18 protein-coding genes and 2 tRNA genes are annotated in these 15129 nt (G+C 32.5%); 11 read left to right on the top strand and 9 right to left on the bottom strand.

Annotated features, from left to right (window positions below; genetic code table 11):
* The first annotated feature begins 113 nt into the window (after positions 1-113).
* The 4 genes from AAGU07_RS13175 (at position 114) to AAGU07_RS13160 (ending at position 2484) form a co-directional block, all read left to right on the top strand.
* Complete coding sequence (locus AAGU07_RS13175) at positions 114-509, top strand: hypothetical protein (protein ID WP_342459565.1); 396 nt, start codon at positions 114-116, stop codon at positions 507-509.
* Positions 510-1190: 681 nt separating this feature from the next.
* Positions 1191-1592: a hypothetical protein gene (locus AAGU07_RS13170; protein ID WP_342459564.1), complete on the top strand. Its 402-nt coding sequence runs from the start codon at positions 1191-1193 to the stop codon at positions 1590-1592.
* A 143-nt stretch (positions 1593-1735) separates the two neighbouring features.
* Positions 1736-2134, top strand: coding sequence for a hypothetical protein (locus tag AAGU07_RS13165; protein WP_342459563.1), 399 nt, complete (start codon positions 1736-1738; stop codon positions 2132-2134).
* 119 nt (positions 2135-2253) lie between these two features.
* Entirely contained in the window at positions 2254-2484 is a 231-nt protein-coding gene (locus AAGU07_RS13160) for a hypothetical protein (RefSeq protein WP_342459562.1), read from the top strand.
* Between the two features lie 96 nt (positions 2485-2580).
* Here the strand turns inward: AAGU07_RS13160 and AAGU07_RS13155 are convergent, their stop codons facing one another.
* The 3 genes from AAGU07_RS13155 to AAGU07_RS13145 all read right to left on the bottom strand — a co-directional run bounded on the left by AAGU07_RS13155 (position 2581) and on the right by AAGU07_RS13145 (position 3043).
* Entirely contained in the window at positions 2581-2730 is a 150-nt protein-coding gene (locus tag AAGU07_RS13155) for a hypothetical protein (protein WP_342459561.1), read from the bottom strand.
* Between the two features lie 165 nt (positions 2731-2895).
* Positions 2896-2968, bottom strand: a tRNA-Phe gene (locus AAGU07_RS13150).
* Positions 2969-2971: 3 nt separating this feature from the next.
* Positions 2972-3043 (bottom strand) — tRNA-Val (locus AAGU07_RS13145).
* A 336-nt stretch (positions 3044-3379) separates the two neighbouring features.
* Between AAGU07_RS13145 and AAGU07_RS13140 the strand changes: the two genes are divergently transcribed.
* Genes AAGU07_RS13140 through AAGU07_RS13130 form a run of 3 tightly spaced genes read left to right on the top strand, consistent with a single transcriptional unit; the run spans position 3380 to position 4668 of the window.
* Positions 3380-3790 carry a spore germination protein GerW family protein gene (locus tag AAGU07_RS13140; RefSeq protein ID WP_069583553.1) on the top strand — a complete coding sequence of 137 codons (411 nt, stop codon included), beginning with the start codon at positions 3380-3382 and terminating at the stop codon, positions 3788-3790.
* 50 nt (positions 3791-3840) lie between these two features.
* On the top strand, positions 3841-4422 hold the full coding sequence (locus AAGU07_RS13135; protein ID WP_342459560.1) for a DUF2953 domain-containing protein: 582 nt from the start codon (positions 3841-3843) through the stop codon (positions 4420-4422).
* A 3-nt stretch (positions 4423-4425) separates the two neighbouring features.
* Positions 4426-4668 carry a hypothetical protein gene (locus AAGU07_RS13130; RefSeq protein WP_342459559.1) on the top strand — a complete coding sequence of 81 codons (243 nt, stop codon included), beginning with the start codon at positions 4426-4428 and terminating at the stop codon, positions 4666-4668.
* A gap of 39 nt (positions 4669-4707) precedes the next feature.
* On the opposite strand, the gene AAGU07_RS13125 is transcribed toward AAGU07_RS13130, so the two are convergent.
* The 3 genes from AAGU07_RS13125 to AAGU07_RS13115 all read right to left on the bottom strand — a co-directional run bounded on the left by AAGU07_RS13125 (position 4708) and on the right by AAGU07_RS13115 (position 6360).
* Positions 4708-5142 (bottom strand): hypothetical protein, encoded by a 435-nt coding sequence (locus tag AAGU07_RS13125; protein WP_342459558.1) that lies wholly within the window; start codon positions 5140-5142, stop codon positions 4708-4710.
* Positions 5143-5242: 100 nt separating this feature from the next.
* Entirely contained in the window at positions 5243-5440 is a 198-nt protein-coding gene (locus tag AAGU07_RS13120) for a hypothetical protein (RefSeq protein ID WP_069583557.1), read from the bottom strand.
* Positions 5441-5811: 371 nt separating this feature from the next.
* Positions 5812-6360, bottom strand: coding sequence for a helix-turn-helix domain-containing protein (locus tag AAGU07_RS13115; RefSeq protein ID WP_342459557.1), 549 nt, complete (start codon positions 6358-6360; stop codon positions 5812-5814).
* Between the two features lie 155 nt (positions 6361-6515).
* Between AAGU07_RS13115 and AAGU07_RS13110 the strand changes: the two genes are divergently transcribed.
* The 3 genes from AAGU07_RS13110 (at position 6516) to AAGU07_RS13100 (ending at position 10262) form a co-directional block, all read left to right on the top strand.
* Positions 6516-7187, top strand: a complete 672-nt coding sequence (locus AAGU07_RS13110) for a tributyrin esterase (RefSeq protein ID WP_342459556.1) — start codon at positions 6516-6518, stop codon at positions 7185-7187.
* A complete protein-coding gene (locus AAGU07_RS13105; RefSeq protein ID WP_342459555.1) occupies positions 7184-9043 on the top strand; it encodes a glutamate synthase-related protein in 1860 nt (619 codons plus the stop codon). Before AAGU07_RS13110 ends, AAGU07_RS13105 begins: the two co-directional genes overlap by 4 nt.
* Positions 9044-9980: 937 nt before the next feature.
* Positions 9981-10262 (top strand): hypothetical protein, encoded by a 282-nt coding sequence (locus AAGU07_RS13100; RefSeq protein WP_342459554.1) that lies wholly within the window; start codon positions 9981-9983, stop codon positions 10260-10262.
* Between the two features lie 877 nt (positions 10263-11139).
* Here the strand turns inward: AAGU07_RS13100 and AAGU07_RS13095 are convergent.
* Together AAGU07_RS13095 and AAGU07_RS13090 are read right to left on the bottom strand one after the other, a co-directional pair.
* Positions 11140-11631 carry a rubrerythrin family protein gene (locus tag AAGU07_RS13095; protein ID WP_342459553.1) on the bottom strand — a complete coding sequence of 164 codons (492 nt, stop codon included), beginning with the start codon at positions 11629-11631 and terminating at the stop codon, positions 11140-11142.
* A gap of 298 nt (positions 11632-11929) precedes the next feature.
* Positions 11930-12136: a histone family protein gene (locus AAGU07_RS13090; RefSeq protein ID WP_048080739.1), complete on the bottom strand. Its 207-nt coding sequence runs from the start codon at positions 12134-12136 to the stop codon at positions 11930-11932.
* Positions 12137-12688: 552 nt separating this feature from the next.
* On the opposite strand from AAGU07_RS13090, the gene AAGU07_RS13085 reads away from it, so the two are divergent.
* Positions 12689-13471, top strand: coding sequence for a hypothetical protein (locus AAGU07_RS13085; protein WP_342459552.1), 783 nt, complete (start codon positions 12689-12691; stop codon positions 13469-13471).
* A gap of 292 nt (positions 13472-13763) precedes the next feature.
* Here the strand turns inward: AAGU07_RS13085 and AAGU07_RS13080 are convergent, their stop codons facing one another.
* Positions 13764-15074, bottom strand: a complete 1311-nt coding sequence (locus AAGU07_RS13080; protein WP_342459551.1) for an ATP-binding protein — start codon at positions 15072-15074, stop codon at positions 13764-13766.
* Positions 15075-15129: the final 55 nt, after the last annotated feature.

The following is a 15129-nucleotide window of genomic DNA, read 5'->3' as shown; positions in this document are numbered from 1 at the left end:
AAGTATTTTAAACATGATTCAGTTTAAATTTATAATGAGAACATTCATTAATGTGTTTAACATATTCTTTTTAAAGAGTTATAATTTAATATTGTAGCATTTGCAGGTGGGTTATGAAGAGATATTTTTGCGCTATTTTTATTTTACTTTTAGTTATTTTGACTGCAGGTTGTGTAGATACTACATCTGCATGTTCAAAAAATAAGGTTAGCGTGGCAAATTTTACAGGATATGGAAGTCAGAGTCTTCCTCAATTTGAAATTAAAGGGGAAAATTTTATGCTGATAATGAGTGCTGAAACGGACTTTTCATCAATTAAGGGTTCAATTAATGTTGATATTTCATCAAATAATGGTTTTTCATTTTATCAAGGCCGCCAGTGCAGAACTTTTAAAGGACCTGAATGGTCTGATTATGCCAAAATAGAATCTGGGCCTGGAAATTATTCCATGTATGTGAAAACTGAGAATCTGAAAAACTGGAGAATTGAAGTAATGGATCTTCAATAAATCAATAGTTTAATTTTCACATGCTTTGCATTATTTACGGATTACATTCTCCTTTCGTAAACTTTTAGCAGTTTTAAATGGTTTAATTGAAGTTTACGTGTTAATTAAAATTTAAAAATTCAATTTTTAAACAATTAAATATAATTTCCTTTCTTAAAAAGGTATTATGTATCATTTAATTTTTATTCCATATATTTCTCACTCAAAATTCCCAAAAATCCCCTATTTGTAGGGGTTTTATTTATCTGTTATGGTAAATAATAAAATATTATTTTAATGAAATATTCAGTAGTGATTTTATGGGATACTTGATTTGTGAAAAATGTGGTGGATATTATAAACTTGAAAAAGGGGAATCTCCTGAGGACTTTGAAGCCTGTAATTGTGGTGGTACTCTTAGTTATGTAGAATATATTCAAAAAGATAGAACGAAACCAAAAAATGCCATTAAATGTACTATATGTGGGCATGAACAGGAAAAAGGTTTAATATGTTCGAAATGTGGTAGTAGGATTAAAATAAAAACAAATTATCAAAATAAAAGATATCACCAAAATAGGAATGATTATAGGCATGTCCTGGCTGAAAGTTCATCCATAAATATTCTTGAAAAAATTCAATGGAGTGGAGTTACTTCTGGAATTGTATTTTACATTGTGGCTAGTATAATTATTAGAATAGTTGGGGGGGATATTTTTAGGGGTAAGTATTATTGCAGCTCAAAATACAAACATAACTGCAATATCTCCTATTGTAGGTATTTTGGCGATGTTTTTTGGATTAATCTCAGCCCTTATTCCGGTAGCATCTGGTTTTTGGGCAATATCAAATATCACAACAAGAGATTATGCAACTGGTATAATAACTGGGGGTATGGTTGGAGTTATAATAGGAATTCTTTTTGGAATACTTTCTCTGACCGTTGGGTTGTTATTTTCAGGATTCTATGGGCAAATAAATATTGGTGTTGGAATCATATCGGGATTAATGGTATTAATAATAGGTATAATATATGGAGGCGTTATGACAGCTGCAGGTGGGTTAATAGCTGTTTATGTTAGAAGGCACACCTCCTATATCTAAGGCAAAATCTTTCAGAATGGGAAAAAATCCTAACAAACAAATTATGACTAAAGTTCTGTAGATAATACAATCTAATCTTTATGATGTCACCAAACTTAAGCAAACGGAAGTTATGGCTATAAATTATTAAACAATGTGTTTTTATGGACTATGTAATCTGTGAAAAATGTGGGGGACACTATGAACTTGAGGAAGGGGAATCCCTTGATAATTTGGGGGCATGTCAATGCGGTGGTACCTTAAAATATCCTGAAAACGAACTTAAAGAAGTAAAATCCTTAGAAAATTTGGATAACTCTCATGAGAATAATTTAAATGTCGAAAAAACATTTAAAGAAGTGGGTAAGAATGATAAACCAAAATTTATCTGTCCAAACTGTATGGGTGAACATGAAGAAGGCATATTTTGTTCTAAATGCGGTGGAAAGCTAATTGCAGTAAAAGGAAAAGTAATTAGCAATACTAAAAGTTTTGATAAGCAAAAGCTTGAAAGATTGTCAGATAATGCCTTTAGAAAGGTTGCAACTGGTTATCAATTATAGCTGGAGTTGTATTTTTCGTAATAAGTGTATTTACATCTCTATTGTTATCATTTTATTTGTTTAGTAGTTCTTATTACAATTATTCCGGTTTTATATTTGCATTTTCAGCGCTTGTTGTATTGTCCTGTATTTTTGCACTGGTTTCGGGTGGTTTAGCTGCTTTTATTGGCATCAGCAGGGACTATGATGATGGAATCATCAATGGATTTTTAGTGGGAGCCTTAGCTTCAGTTATTTTAGGATTTTTTGGTGGAATCTCCATAGTTTTCATGGGCATAATTGTGTTTGGTGTATTGGTGACAATTGGTGGAGTAATGGGGATCTTCGGTAGGCGGCAAATGGATAAATAAAATCATCTAATATGAAAAAATAATAATTTGTAGTTATTTAATTTTTAAAGCAACAAATATTACAATTGAGGAAAGTTTCGCGTTTATAATATAAAACTACTTGAGCTGCCGTTTCCAGGAAAGTATTTCCATTTTTTTAGCTTCTCTGACTTTTTTCTGCACGCTGCTGTCTTTTACAACTACAGAACCTCGATAACTGCAGTTTCCATATTCCCAGGGCCCTAGGTGTGGGTCATGCCATTTCATTTTTTAGAACCACATAGTGGACACAAATTTTTCTTTGTCATGATTTTCTACCAAAATGATATTACTTTTTAACATATTAAGTCTTTTTAAATATGATTTAAAAACAGTAGATTTGGAAGAAAATTGTTGTAATGATTTAAAAATAGTTAGTTAAAATAAGTTGAGTGCCGTGGGCCGGACTTGAACCAGCGACATCCAGATCTTCAGTCTGGCGTTCTCCCAACTGAACTACCACGGCAAATGGGCCGGACGAGATTCGAACTCGTGATCACCTCCGTGTCAGGGAGGTATCATACCCCTAGACCACCGGCCCGGAGTGCGTCTAACTTGAATATAGTTGTATTCCTATATAACCTTTTCCCTTTTTCAATGGAATTTTTTTGTGAAACAGTAAAATAAATCAAATTATTCCGACTTTTTAACCATTTCTTGTTAAACTTGCTTAAATTATTTGCTGCCTATCCTATGTGTTTATACATTATATTTTTTAAAATTTTAATTTATGCAATTTACAGATTAAAATATAATATCTGTTATATGCTGAATATTGGGAATTATTTTTGGATTATTTAAGTAAAAAAGCATACATTAATTATAAATATTAGTAAAACAACTTATTATATATAAAAATCCCTGGGAGGGTTGGAATATGGACGTGGAGCCGATAAAAACTACAGTAGATGAGCTTTTAAAAGTCTTGGCAACTGAAAATGTGATTGGTGAGACAATAGAGACTGAGGATAAAATAATTATTCCAGTTACAAAATTTGGAATGGCATTTGGTGCTGCAAGCGCTGAAGGCAGTGCACTTAAAGATCAAAGTGGAAAAGGCAGCGGTGCTGGTGGTGGAGCCGGTATTGAACCAATAGCTATGGTAGTTGTCTTTAAAGGTATGACAGGTCCTGAAAGCGTTAGAGTTATGCATTTAACCAAGCCTAGCCCAATGGGTAGGGCAGTATCTGAAGCAATGCCTGCAGTAATAGACCTTATGAAAGAAGGTAAAGAAACTGTAAAAGAGATGAGAGAGAAAAAGAAAGAAGAAAAGGAAGAAAGTGAATAAAATCTTTTCTACTTATTTTTTGTAATTAGGAATTTTAAAGAGTGAATTTAATGTTCATAGCGACCGCCATAATCCTGATTATTTTAATAATTGTAACTGGAATTTTGGTGGTTCCATTTCATATATACCTGAATATATACAATACTGGTTTTAAGATCACAGGGACTTTTAGATTAACCTGGATGAAAATAAAATTAATCCAGAGAGAGATCCCTCCAGAAAAACAAGCGCCAAAGAAAGAAAATGAAAGGGAAAATAAATTTGAAATAAGCAGTATTCCAAAAATTTTGTCTCTTTTGGTAGAATCATGGCCTTATCTTGAGAGGGTATTTAACAGCTTTTTAAAATCCACATCTTTTGAAATATTTTCTTTAAATTTAATTTTAGGATTGGGGGATCCTGCTGACACGGCTATGGTCAGCGGTTATTTCTGGGCTGCATCCTCTTTGTTAAATTTAATTCCTAATGCTTACATATCACTGGAACCTGATTTTTTAAATGAGAAAATAGAAGCAGATGCAACTTTAAAAATAAAAATCCGGCTTTTTTGGATAGTGGTTGAACTTATAAGGGCTTTCACCAAGAAACCTGTAAGGGCGCTCTTAAAAGAATTAAGAGAAACTAGAGGTTAAACAATGGTTAAAACTAACTTTGCAGAGAATTTTGATGTTGATACTATCGTTGGTAAATCTATTGAGGCGCAAGGTAAAATTCTCCATCCTATAGTTAAAGTTTCCATTTTAAAGGATAATAAAATGACTATTGTTGGATCATGGATAGTTCCAATTGCATTTGTAGTTGAAGAAAATGGAAAAAAATATGTTATTTATTTAAATGATGAAAAAATTAACCAGAATGAGCTTTTAAAGATGGTATAATCTAAAAATTAATCTATTTATGTTTTAAGACATTCTTGTTTATTTAGAATTTCTTAAACTGGATTCAAATGAATTTTTCCAATCATTCAGGCATAAAATTGTTACTGGAACATTTAACATCCTGCTTTTTACCCGGGCTTTTTCGCTGCAGTAAGATGGAACTAATATGTGAAAATTTACTCCAGGTTTAGAAGATAATGCTTTCCAAAGCTTTTTATGTTTGTTAGATAAAACATCTGAGCAGTTTTCATATTTGATTATCATTATATCATTTCTTTTAACTGCGAATATATCTAATGTGTAGCTAGGATATTTAACATCAAAATTGCTTGAAATTTTATTAGGATATTCAAAGTTTCGTTTTACAAGGTAGCCTTCCTTTTGTAATGTATCCACTAAAGATTTAGTTATATTTCTCGGAAGTTCACCTTTTTTTATGCTGCTGGATCTCATGCACATATTAATGCCCCTCATTAAATACTCCTGAAATTTAATCTGTAAAAATTAACAAAGGTTACAGCAGATTTACATTTTTTAATGGTTTTAAAATCAATAACAGATGTATGACCTCTTATCATTCCATGGGATACTCAATACGTAATTTATAACCGGCTTTCTCGCTTAACAAGACTGTTCCTGGAATAAACTGGTTCTCATATTCCTTTACAATTTTAGATATATTCTGGTATGATTCATATTTTTTATCTACAATCCCCTTCTTTACAAGAATCATATATCTCATTTTAATGATTTCATCCTTCATTTCATCCATTATACCACCTGTTTTGAGTATGTGTACTTATCTCAAAATTTTCAGATCATATAATTCATTTCATATTTTTTTTATTAGATCCTCTGTTTTGTTGAAATATGTACATCATATGCCACTATTTTCTATACAATAATAAAGTGTCAGAACTAGTATATAAATATTTTTCAATTTTTTCCTTAAAGATCCCCCTATTGCTCAGACAATTGCCATTATTTCTGAACATTGTTTAAAATAATTAGCTTTTTATAAAAATATGTAAAAAATTTAAATTAAAATAAGGGAAAATTTGGTGAATTTATCAATTGATGTAAAGTTAGTATTTTATCTTTAAGTTGTGCAAATACCGGTAAAAATAGAGAAATATAGATCTATTAAATAATTACGATTCTTCCAGCTTGAGTTATGGTGTATTTTTCAAATAATCTTGATTTTTTAACTAAACCTCTATCCATAAGTCCTGCTAAATGTTTGTATACCATTGCACGTGATATATTTACACTTTTCCCGATTTCAGCTGCACTTAGATCTTCATTAGCTAAAATTTCCAGAATTTTTTGTTTTGTTTTTGATAAATCCAGTTTTAAAAGGGGAATTCTTATGACTTTCTCATTATGGCAGCTGAAAATTGCGTTTATTCCTTCTTTATTAGCCACAAAATTGAGTAAAGAACCCAAATCGTCCCCTCCATATGCAACAAATATTTCACCATGCTTTTTAGCTGCATTTATAACTTTATATATCTCCTTACATATTTCTACAGGATCTTCAGTTTCAATTTTAATTTCACCGCCTTTAATAAATTTATTTAATTCAGTTCTTCTGCGATGTTTTCCACGTAAAATGATCACGCCTTCAGCTTGTGTTTTCATTGATGCATTAAACAAGCACTGGCCCTTGAGGTTTGTAATTAGGGTTCTCATTCTTTCACCTGTAATTAACTACTAATTTTAGGTATTTTAATTATGTTACTTAGTCTCATTCAATTGTAGACTAGTCAACCATACATGTTATATGCATGAGAAGGTTTATTTAAGTTCCTAATTTATTTTAAATAAAGAATGATTGAGGGAATAATATGGCTAATGTGATAACATCTGAAGGTGAAATATCCACACGTCATGTAAATGTGGAGATTAAAAATGAAATAGCCGATGAGAGACATTTTCTAACAATTGAAATGCCTAAAAAATTGGACTCTATAGCAGTTGGGCTTGGAGATGGAGTTAGTATAACTTTAAAAGGTGATGTCGGCGATTTCGTAGGAGCACTTAATAACGGTGCTAAAATAGAGATTGAAGGTAATGCGGGACGATATGTTGGTAACAACATGACTGGCGGTGAGATAATTGTTAATGGCTCGGCTGAAGATGGTGTAGGCTTTGGAACTTATGAAGGCACAGTTGTAGTCTATGGAAGTGCAGGTGATGGTATAGGGCAATTAAATAAAGGGGGGTTAATTGTTATTGATGGAGACATCGGAAATCTGGCAGGCCTGTACATGTTAAGTGGAGATATAATTATAACAGGCAGCACAGGTATCGACACCGGTGACTGGATGATTGGGGGTTCGATATATGTTGGAGGAACTTATAATACTGGTACAAATGCTGAAATTCGTGAAATGAGTGATGATGACAGGCAAAAACTCAAAGAAATTTTTGATATTTACAAAATAGATGCAGATATTCATAATTTTATTAAAATAGAGCCAAAAAGATTAAGGCCATTTTACGGTGATGAAAAATGAAGCAAATTCTTTTAACCAATCCTGAAAACTGTGATGGGTGCAATGAATGTGTAGAAGCGTGTTCTAAAGTTAACGGGGGAAGTGGATTATTTTTGCACAAAATGACCGAGGGATACCAAGCTATTGTCTGTCAACAGTGTATTAATCCTTCCTGTATTAAGGGCTGTTTTAGGGACGCTATATACCGTGAAAATGGTGTTGTAAAAATTGACCAAGATAAATGTATAGGATGCAGGTTGTGCGTATTAATGTGCCCTATTGGGAGTATAACCTACACTGAGAACATGATGTTAAAATGTGAACAGCAGTGCACTGTTTCTAATGGCGGAAGACCAGTATGTGTTGACGCATGCGAGTCTAAATGTTTAAAAGCAGTAGATGTAAAAGATGTAGCTGCAGGAGTCCAAAAAGGGTTTGAAATGAGTGGGAACTCAACTACATCTTCATTAACTCCTTATTCATCATCAGATCTTGCTAATGCAACACAGGGACTCTGTGTATTCTGTGGAACATGTGAAATTGTCTGCCCCACAGATGCAATCCAAATAATTGATAACCATGCAGAAATTGATAAATCTAGATGTATAATGTGCGGGTCGTGTTTTGCAGCATGTCCTGTTTTGATACCAAGTGGTGCTGGAAGTATATGGGATCCCAGAACCATTGCAGATATAAGATTCACTTCTAAAGCTGGAAAATATGTATTGCGAGGTTTTGGAACTGAAAGAAGCCTCCCTAATTTTGATGATATTGTAATTCTCCCAGCTCAAGCATCTATTGCTCCTGTAGATAAATATAGGGAGGCTTGTAATACTGGAGTTGTTCTTGGAACTCGTTATGCAGAAGAACCTTTGGTTTTAGATACTCCTATCTTAATTGCAGGAATGTCTTTTGGTGCACTAAGCAAAGAATGCAAAGTGGCATTTGCTAAGGGTACTTCACTTGTAGGATCATGTGCAAACACTGGAGAAGGTGGAATGCTCCCTGAAGAGAGAGAAGAAGCAGATAAACTAATTGTTCAATATTCATCAGGTAGATTTGGAGTTTCAGTTGATTATCTAAATGCGGGTGATGCTATCGAAGTGAAAATAGGTCAAGGGGCAAAACCTGGAATGGGAGGTCATCTCCTTGCTGAAAAAGTAAGCCCAGAAGTAGCCCAGATAAGGGGCATACCCATTGGAACTGATGCTTTAAGTCCATGTAGATTTCTTGATGCGACCAGGGAGGGGGACCTTGCAAAACACATTGAACTGATTAGAGAAGTGACAGACTGGCGCGTTCCAATAATAGTTAAACTCGGACCTGGAAGAGTTGATGAAGATGTCAAAATTGCTGCAGAAGCTGGAGCAGATATCATTTCAGTCGATGGAATGGAAGGAGGAACTGGTGCTGCCCCTGAAGTAGTTATTGAACATACTGGAGTTCCCACACTTGCTTCACTTGTTCAAGCTGTAAATGGCCTTAAAGAAATTGGAATGAAGGATGAAATAGACCTTATAATTACGGGAGGAATAAGAAGCGGTGCTGATGTGGCTAAAGCTATGGCCATGGGGGCTGATGCAGCATACATTGGAACAGGGGCGATGATCGCTGCAGGATGCCGTGCATGCCGTATGTGTTATACTGGAAAATGTCCTGTAGGCGTGGCAACCCAAGATCCTATTTTAAGAGAAAGAATGAACGTTGATTTGTCTGCAGAAAGGGTTGGAAATTACATAAAATCTATGACTGAAGAAACAAAAATGCTGGCGCAATTAGCAGGTCACAATGATATACGCAACTTCTCTATGGATGATCTACGAGCATTGAATACAAATATAGCAGAAATAACTGGAATTAAACTTATAGGTACATAAACATATATTTTTTATTTTTCTAGTTTAAAATAAAGGCTAAAAAATAAATTCATGATTTATTCTATTTTTAACATTTAATATTATAATTTAATTGTATATATTAGCTTAGAAAATGGAATAAACTGGTTTTTGCGAGGGTAAACAGTACATGCGCCTGTGAAACTATTAAAACTTGAAATATTAATTTTTGAGATAAAGGTGGGGAGCAAATAATATATGCTGCATAAGCTCATTTTGACTTAATACCAGAAATAAATAAAATATAAAAGGTGATGGGAGAGGATTAATGATAGATTATTTGAAAGAACCAAAGAATTGGTTAGTTCATGCTCTTGTTGGGATTATACTGCTTTACTTTCTGTTATTTGCACCTTTAAACCCTTTAATCAGATAGGCATAATATTAGGTGTTAGTAACATTAAATGTTATAATGTTGAAAAACTATTTTGTAAAATTCAGCCCACAAAAATTAAATTTTTTGAAAATATTTAACAAGCTAACATTGAATTTTGAAGATGTAACTGAAAACAACTAATAAAATGTATTTTAACAAATTGAATGTTAATTAATTCTCAATAATAATATAAAAGTTTAAATACTTGTTAAGCAGATATAAACATGCTATAACGATAGGTGTTTCGTACTTTCCTAATAATATGGAGCTATAGTACGAAAAAAGATTGCCAGCCAAAACATCTGGTAATTAATTACTGGAAGAGCTGACAATCTTCATCTCACCACTAATTCTACTTAATATTTTAAAAAACAAAAAAAATTAAACTTTTTTGAATTTTAAAGTTAAAATAACTGTGATCTTTACTAGAATCTTAAAATAGCTTTAGATGATTTAAACAGATAATTTAATTTATAATGGTTGATAACATCAATTGTTGATATAAGTGCTTACATAAATGGAAAACTGGAAGGAGAAACAAAAATGAGTAATGAAAATCAGGAAAATAGGATAGATAAAGACTTAATAAAAGCTCTTGAAACTACAGACGAATATAAATCATGGTATGAATCTCTATTTGCTATTATTGGTTACACATCTAACGAAGAAAATGATGATGAAGAGTTAGCGTTGGAATTAATTGCAGATCATCTTAATGCAAGCTTTGAATTGCAGAATGGATTACAAAAAGGATTAGAAAATATAAAATATAAGAAAACGAAAGAGCTACATGATGATTGGATGTTAGATAACAGCGGACAATAGTTATTTATTATAATTTTTTGATTCTTACTCTTTTTACGATTTCCTACTTTAACTTGTTTTTATATAGAATTAACTCATCTTGGACACCTGCAAGAATTAATTGTCCAAGATGAGTAAGGGTATGGGTAGATATTAATACCAATTTCCACTTATTTATAACTTCATTTTCGTGATTGTGTGCAAAAGTACACAAGTGCATTATTTTTGAGTGTAAATAAAGTACCTGCTCATATTTGCATTAGTTCATTAGTGTGCTTATGCATTAGTCTGCAATTATGAATTTAAAATCATATAAATAATAATCAAACCTTATTTGTTAGTACATGGAAGTAAAATCCCATAAATGATTCAAGAGGGGGTGAAAGTTATGCTGGAGAGCTTATTAGCTTTATTAAGTCCTATTTTCTCTTTATTAAGCAGTATATTAGGTTTAATATTATAATTTAGATCATTTCATACTCTGTATTTAAATAGAACTATCTCTGAGGGAATGCTGCGGATTAGGTTCTCTTTATATTCTCTTTGAAACATAAGAACAGCACCTGCTGGAGAGATAGGTCTATACATTATTTTTTTTGAGTATGTTCATTGTTTTTTAAAATTAGACATAAAATAGCTCATTTAATAAATTAACAAACACAGAACTGAAAATCAGAGATTTGTAATGTAAAATTTTTGGTTTTGAGGCTCCAAAATTATCGATTTTAACCACTGCACTTTATTCTTATTTTTTTACTACCATAAATATGATATCTATTAATTTTAATAATAAAAATGAAGGGCGAAGCAGCATCTCCGAATACTTGCTAAATTTAAATAAAATTCGCCCTTCAAAATAAAATTAATTTAAATAAAAAGTAGTTAGAATAAATTTAATTTATTCTATTTTTGTAAATTCTTTTTTAGGTGCACCGCAGATAGGGCATATTTCAGGTGCTTCTTTTTCTACGGTGTTTCCACAGTAATTACACACGTAATAAACTGTTTCTACGTTGTTTCCAATGTTTTTAAGCGCATTTTCATAAAGGTTAGCATGAATTTCTTCTACTTTATTTGCAACATCAAAGCTCCAGAGAGCAGCTTCATTATTTTCTTCTTCGGCTACTTTTATCATTGCAGGATACATTTCTTTAAATTCAGCTACTTCTCCTGCTATTGCTTCTTTGAGGTTTTCTTCGGTACTTTTTATTCCTTTAAGAACTTTAAGGTGGTTGTGAGCATGCACGGTCTCTGCTGCTGCTGCAGCTCTAAATAATCTTGCTATCTGGAAAAATCCTTCTTCGTCTGCTTTTTTAGCAAATGCCAGATATTTTCTGTTTGCCTGAGATTCACCTGCAAAAGCTTCTTTTAAATTTTCAGTAGTACTCATATAACGACCTCCGTCAGTTAATTAATATCAAGCTTTTATTTGATTCAATAAATATTTATTATTTTCGACAATTGAAAATATATTGATTCGCTGTGCTGAGAATGGAATACTTGAGGGTATTAAATTGTTATATATTATATGACTATTTAATGGTCAGACTTGCATTTTAGGGATATAATACCATTTAAAAGCCAAAATAGAAGTAGAATATTAATTAAAAATCAATTTATACTCTTTAAAACTACTGAATAAATTAAACTAATAAAAAAATATTTCATAATAATAAAAAAAGGAAAACTTAGGCTGTTTTAACAGCCATTTCGATGTCTTCAGCTTTAACAGTTTTTCTTCCTGCGTGTTTTGCAAGTTCTACTGCTTTTTTAGCGATTTCATCACCTTTTTCTTCTAATGATTTTGCTAAAGCTTCCTTTGCATCATCACTAATTCTTTGAGCACCAGCATTTTTTATGATTCTTCCAACTGGAGCAATTGGTAATTCAGCCATAATTTCACCTCCTAATTTAGATTTACATCTATAACATTTAAACTTATCGATTTTCATAGTGTCTTTGGCTATGGGTAACTCCCTACTGTTTCAATAAATGAGCTTGCTTTATATGTAAATTTTTTAGCATGACATAACATTAATAGAATATTGTAGTTCATGAACTTTGAATATATGCCTCAACTTGTAATGTGACATAACATTGGGGGTAGCTGATAGTCTCTGGCATGTGAAATACATCACAAAAAGTCCTAGAAGAGTAGTCCCTAGTGGGAGTCTAACCTTTAGAAAAAGGGAATATATGATTCTTAAAAGAGCTTTGGGGGAGTAATGCAATCCGAAAAAATCATGGCAGTTTTATAGTGGCACCATCAAACGAATTCAATGAAAGATGTCTATTAAATGATTTCATTAAAATAGACTATAAATGAATTCTATTAAGGGCTTCTTTTTATGTGTTTGATTTAAATATTATGAGTTATGTAATTTTACATGTCGAATAAGTTAATATAATAATTGTTTTAATCTATTTGATTTTAAAAGATGGTTGAAATGAATAGTAACAAGGTATTAATTGTATTTGTTGGAATTGGAATAATATTGTATTCTTTAGTAAGTTATTTGTGGTTTAAATCTCTTTTAGGCATATTTAACTGCTCTTTATGTGTTATGATTCTTATATTTGTGTTGTATAATGAGGATAAAAAAATTGGTTATTTAATGGCGTTGTTTGGTGTTAATGTATTTCAGTGGCTTTTTTTGATTTATGTCTTCTTTAATAATCTTATTTATATAAAAACTGATTTTTATTATATTTTAATTGGCGCACCTTTTTTTACATTAGTTTTAGTTAATCAAGTCCGTAAAAATCATCTAAAATCGCCTGAAAACGCAAAAATTAACATGTTAAAAGATAAGAAAAGATTAATGTTACTAAGTATGGGTGTGGTTATAACAATTGGTTGTTTAGTAAGCTTTATAGTTTATTATGCTCCTATTTTTTTATATGGGGCTACTTTGGGCTTGATGAGTTTTATATATGGATTTTATAGTGAGAATAGAAAAGTTAATGTTTCAACTAATTATGCAAAAGCTATGGCTCTTGTTTTAATAGCACAATGGATTACTATCATTTGCTTTTGGTATCAATTTGCTGAAATGGGTTTTGTAGTTGCTTTGGTTCTTTCGGGTAATATTACTATGTTTTTTTCCATTCAAATTTATGTAAGTGATTTAAGAATTTCCAACCAGAAAAAAGAAAATATCATAGGAATATTCGCTGTGGTTCTGTTTATCGCAATGTTTGGGGCTTTAATTCTGAAAGGATACCTTTAAAATTTTGGTAGGATAACTAATCTTTTAATGAATTTGAATAATGGCTTCTTTTTACGAAATCAAATGAGTTCTTGGTGAAATTATTAATGAACTCATTTAAAACCACTAAAGAGCAAGAGAATTAGTTTAATAGTAGATAGGATCTATTTATTAATTTATGATGATATCACGTTCTAAAATAGAAAAATTTTGCGATTATTGCGAGGAAAACAATATGTTCATTTTATTTGTGCATTATACTCTCTATTTTTTTATCGGCAGCAATTTATGCAATTTATATCTTAAAAATGAATCAGGATAGATCAACAGCCCCTAGCAGTGAATCGATGAACTGCTGTGCTGTACGCCCTGACATTCCGCCGTGACGCATTTCCCATTTATTTGCTTCTGCTCTCAGTTCTTCATCTGTTAGTTTGATTTCAGGGTGTCGCCTTGCAAGATTTATAACGATGTTGAAATATTCTTTCCTCATAGGCTTGAAATAAGCGATGGTAACTCCGAACCGCTCCGCCAGGGATAGTTTTTCCTGCATTGTATCCGAACGGTGCAGTTCATCCTCAGACATATCCGAACGGTCGCTCCATGTTTCACGAACCAGATGGCGCCTGTTGGATGTTGCATAGATCAGTACATTTTCAGGTTTTGACTCCAAGCCGCCCTCCATAACTGCCTTCAAATATTTATACTCAATTTCGAACTCTTCAAAGGACAGGTCGTCCATATAAATGATAAAGCGGTAGTTCCTGTTTTTTATGGCTTCAATGACCTTTGGCAGTTCCTTGAATTCATGTTTGTAGACCTCGATCATACGGAGGCCGCGGCTGTAATACTGATTTAAAATTCCTTTTATGCTTGCGGATTTGCCGGTGCCTGCATCGCCGTAGAGAAGAACATTGTTTGCCCTGCGCCCTTCAACGAACGCTTCTGTATTCTGTACCAGTTCTTTCTTCTGAGATTCATAACCGACCAAATCGTCCAGCAGTACGTCACTGGTTGCTGTGATTGGGCAGAGAATTCCAGATTTATCATCAGTTGAAATACGGAAAGCTTTATTCAGCCCAAATTTTCCAACACCATATGTTTTGTAGAAATCTGTGATGATTTGATACAGCTCAGTGTCATCTTCACTCTGCTCAATAGCACAGCTGAGCTGCTGAACCTTTTCGCTCACGCCCTTGTTGAAAATCTGTTCATTTTTTACAACAGCCTCATAATTTGTGATAATCGTAAAGCAGTCTATATCCAGTTCTTTTTCCATCTCGGAAAAATCGTAGTCGAACAACTGCTTGAAGATGCAGAAATCGCTCCTGGCGAATTTATTTACAGTACCTACACTCGCCCCAACTTTTTCCGAAACAAGTGTAAATGGGTTTTCAGTCATGGCCAAAACAAAAGCCAGATAGTTGTGCCACAGATTTTTGTCAAAGCCGTAACGCGTTGAAATGTCAAGCAGGCGGTTGATTTCGACATAAATATCTGTAATCAGATCTTCTTTCTCATAATTGCCTGCTGCAAACTGCTGGCAGATACTAGATAATCTAAACAAGATGCTGTTTTTGTCGATATTTTTGTAAATCACCAATTTGGATGTCAAACGATACATTTTATTCCTCTTAATAAACTCTTTTAGCCCCTTTAAATCCCATGATTGTATAACT

The organism is Methanobacterium sp. (assembly GCF_038562635.1).
In the GTDB taxonomy this organism is placed as follows: Archaea; Methanobacteriota; Methanobacteria; order Methanobacteriales; family Methanobacteriaceae; genus Methanobacterium_D.
This window is presented reverse-complemented; position numbering and strand designations above follow the sequence as displayed.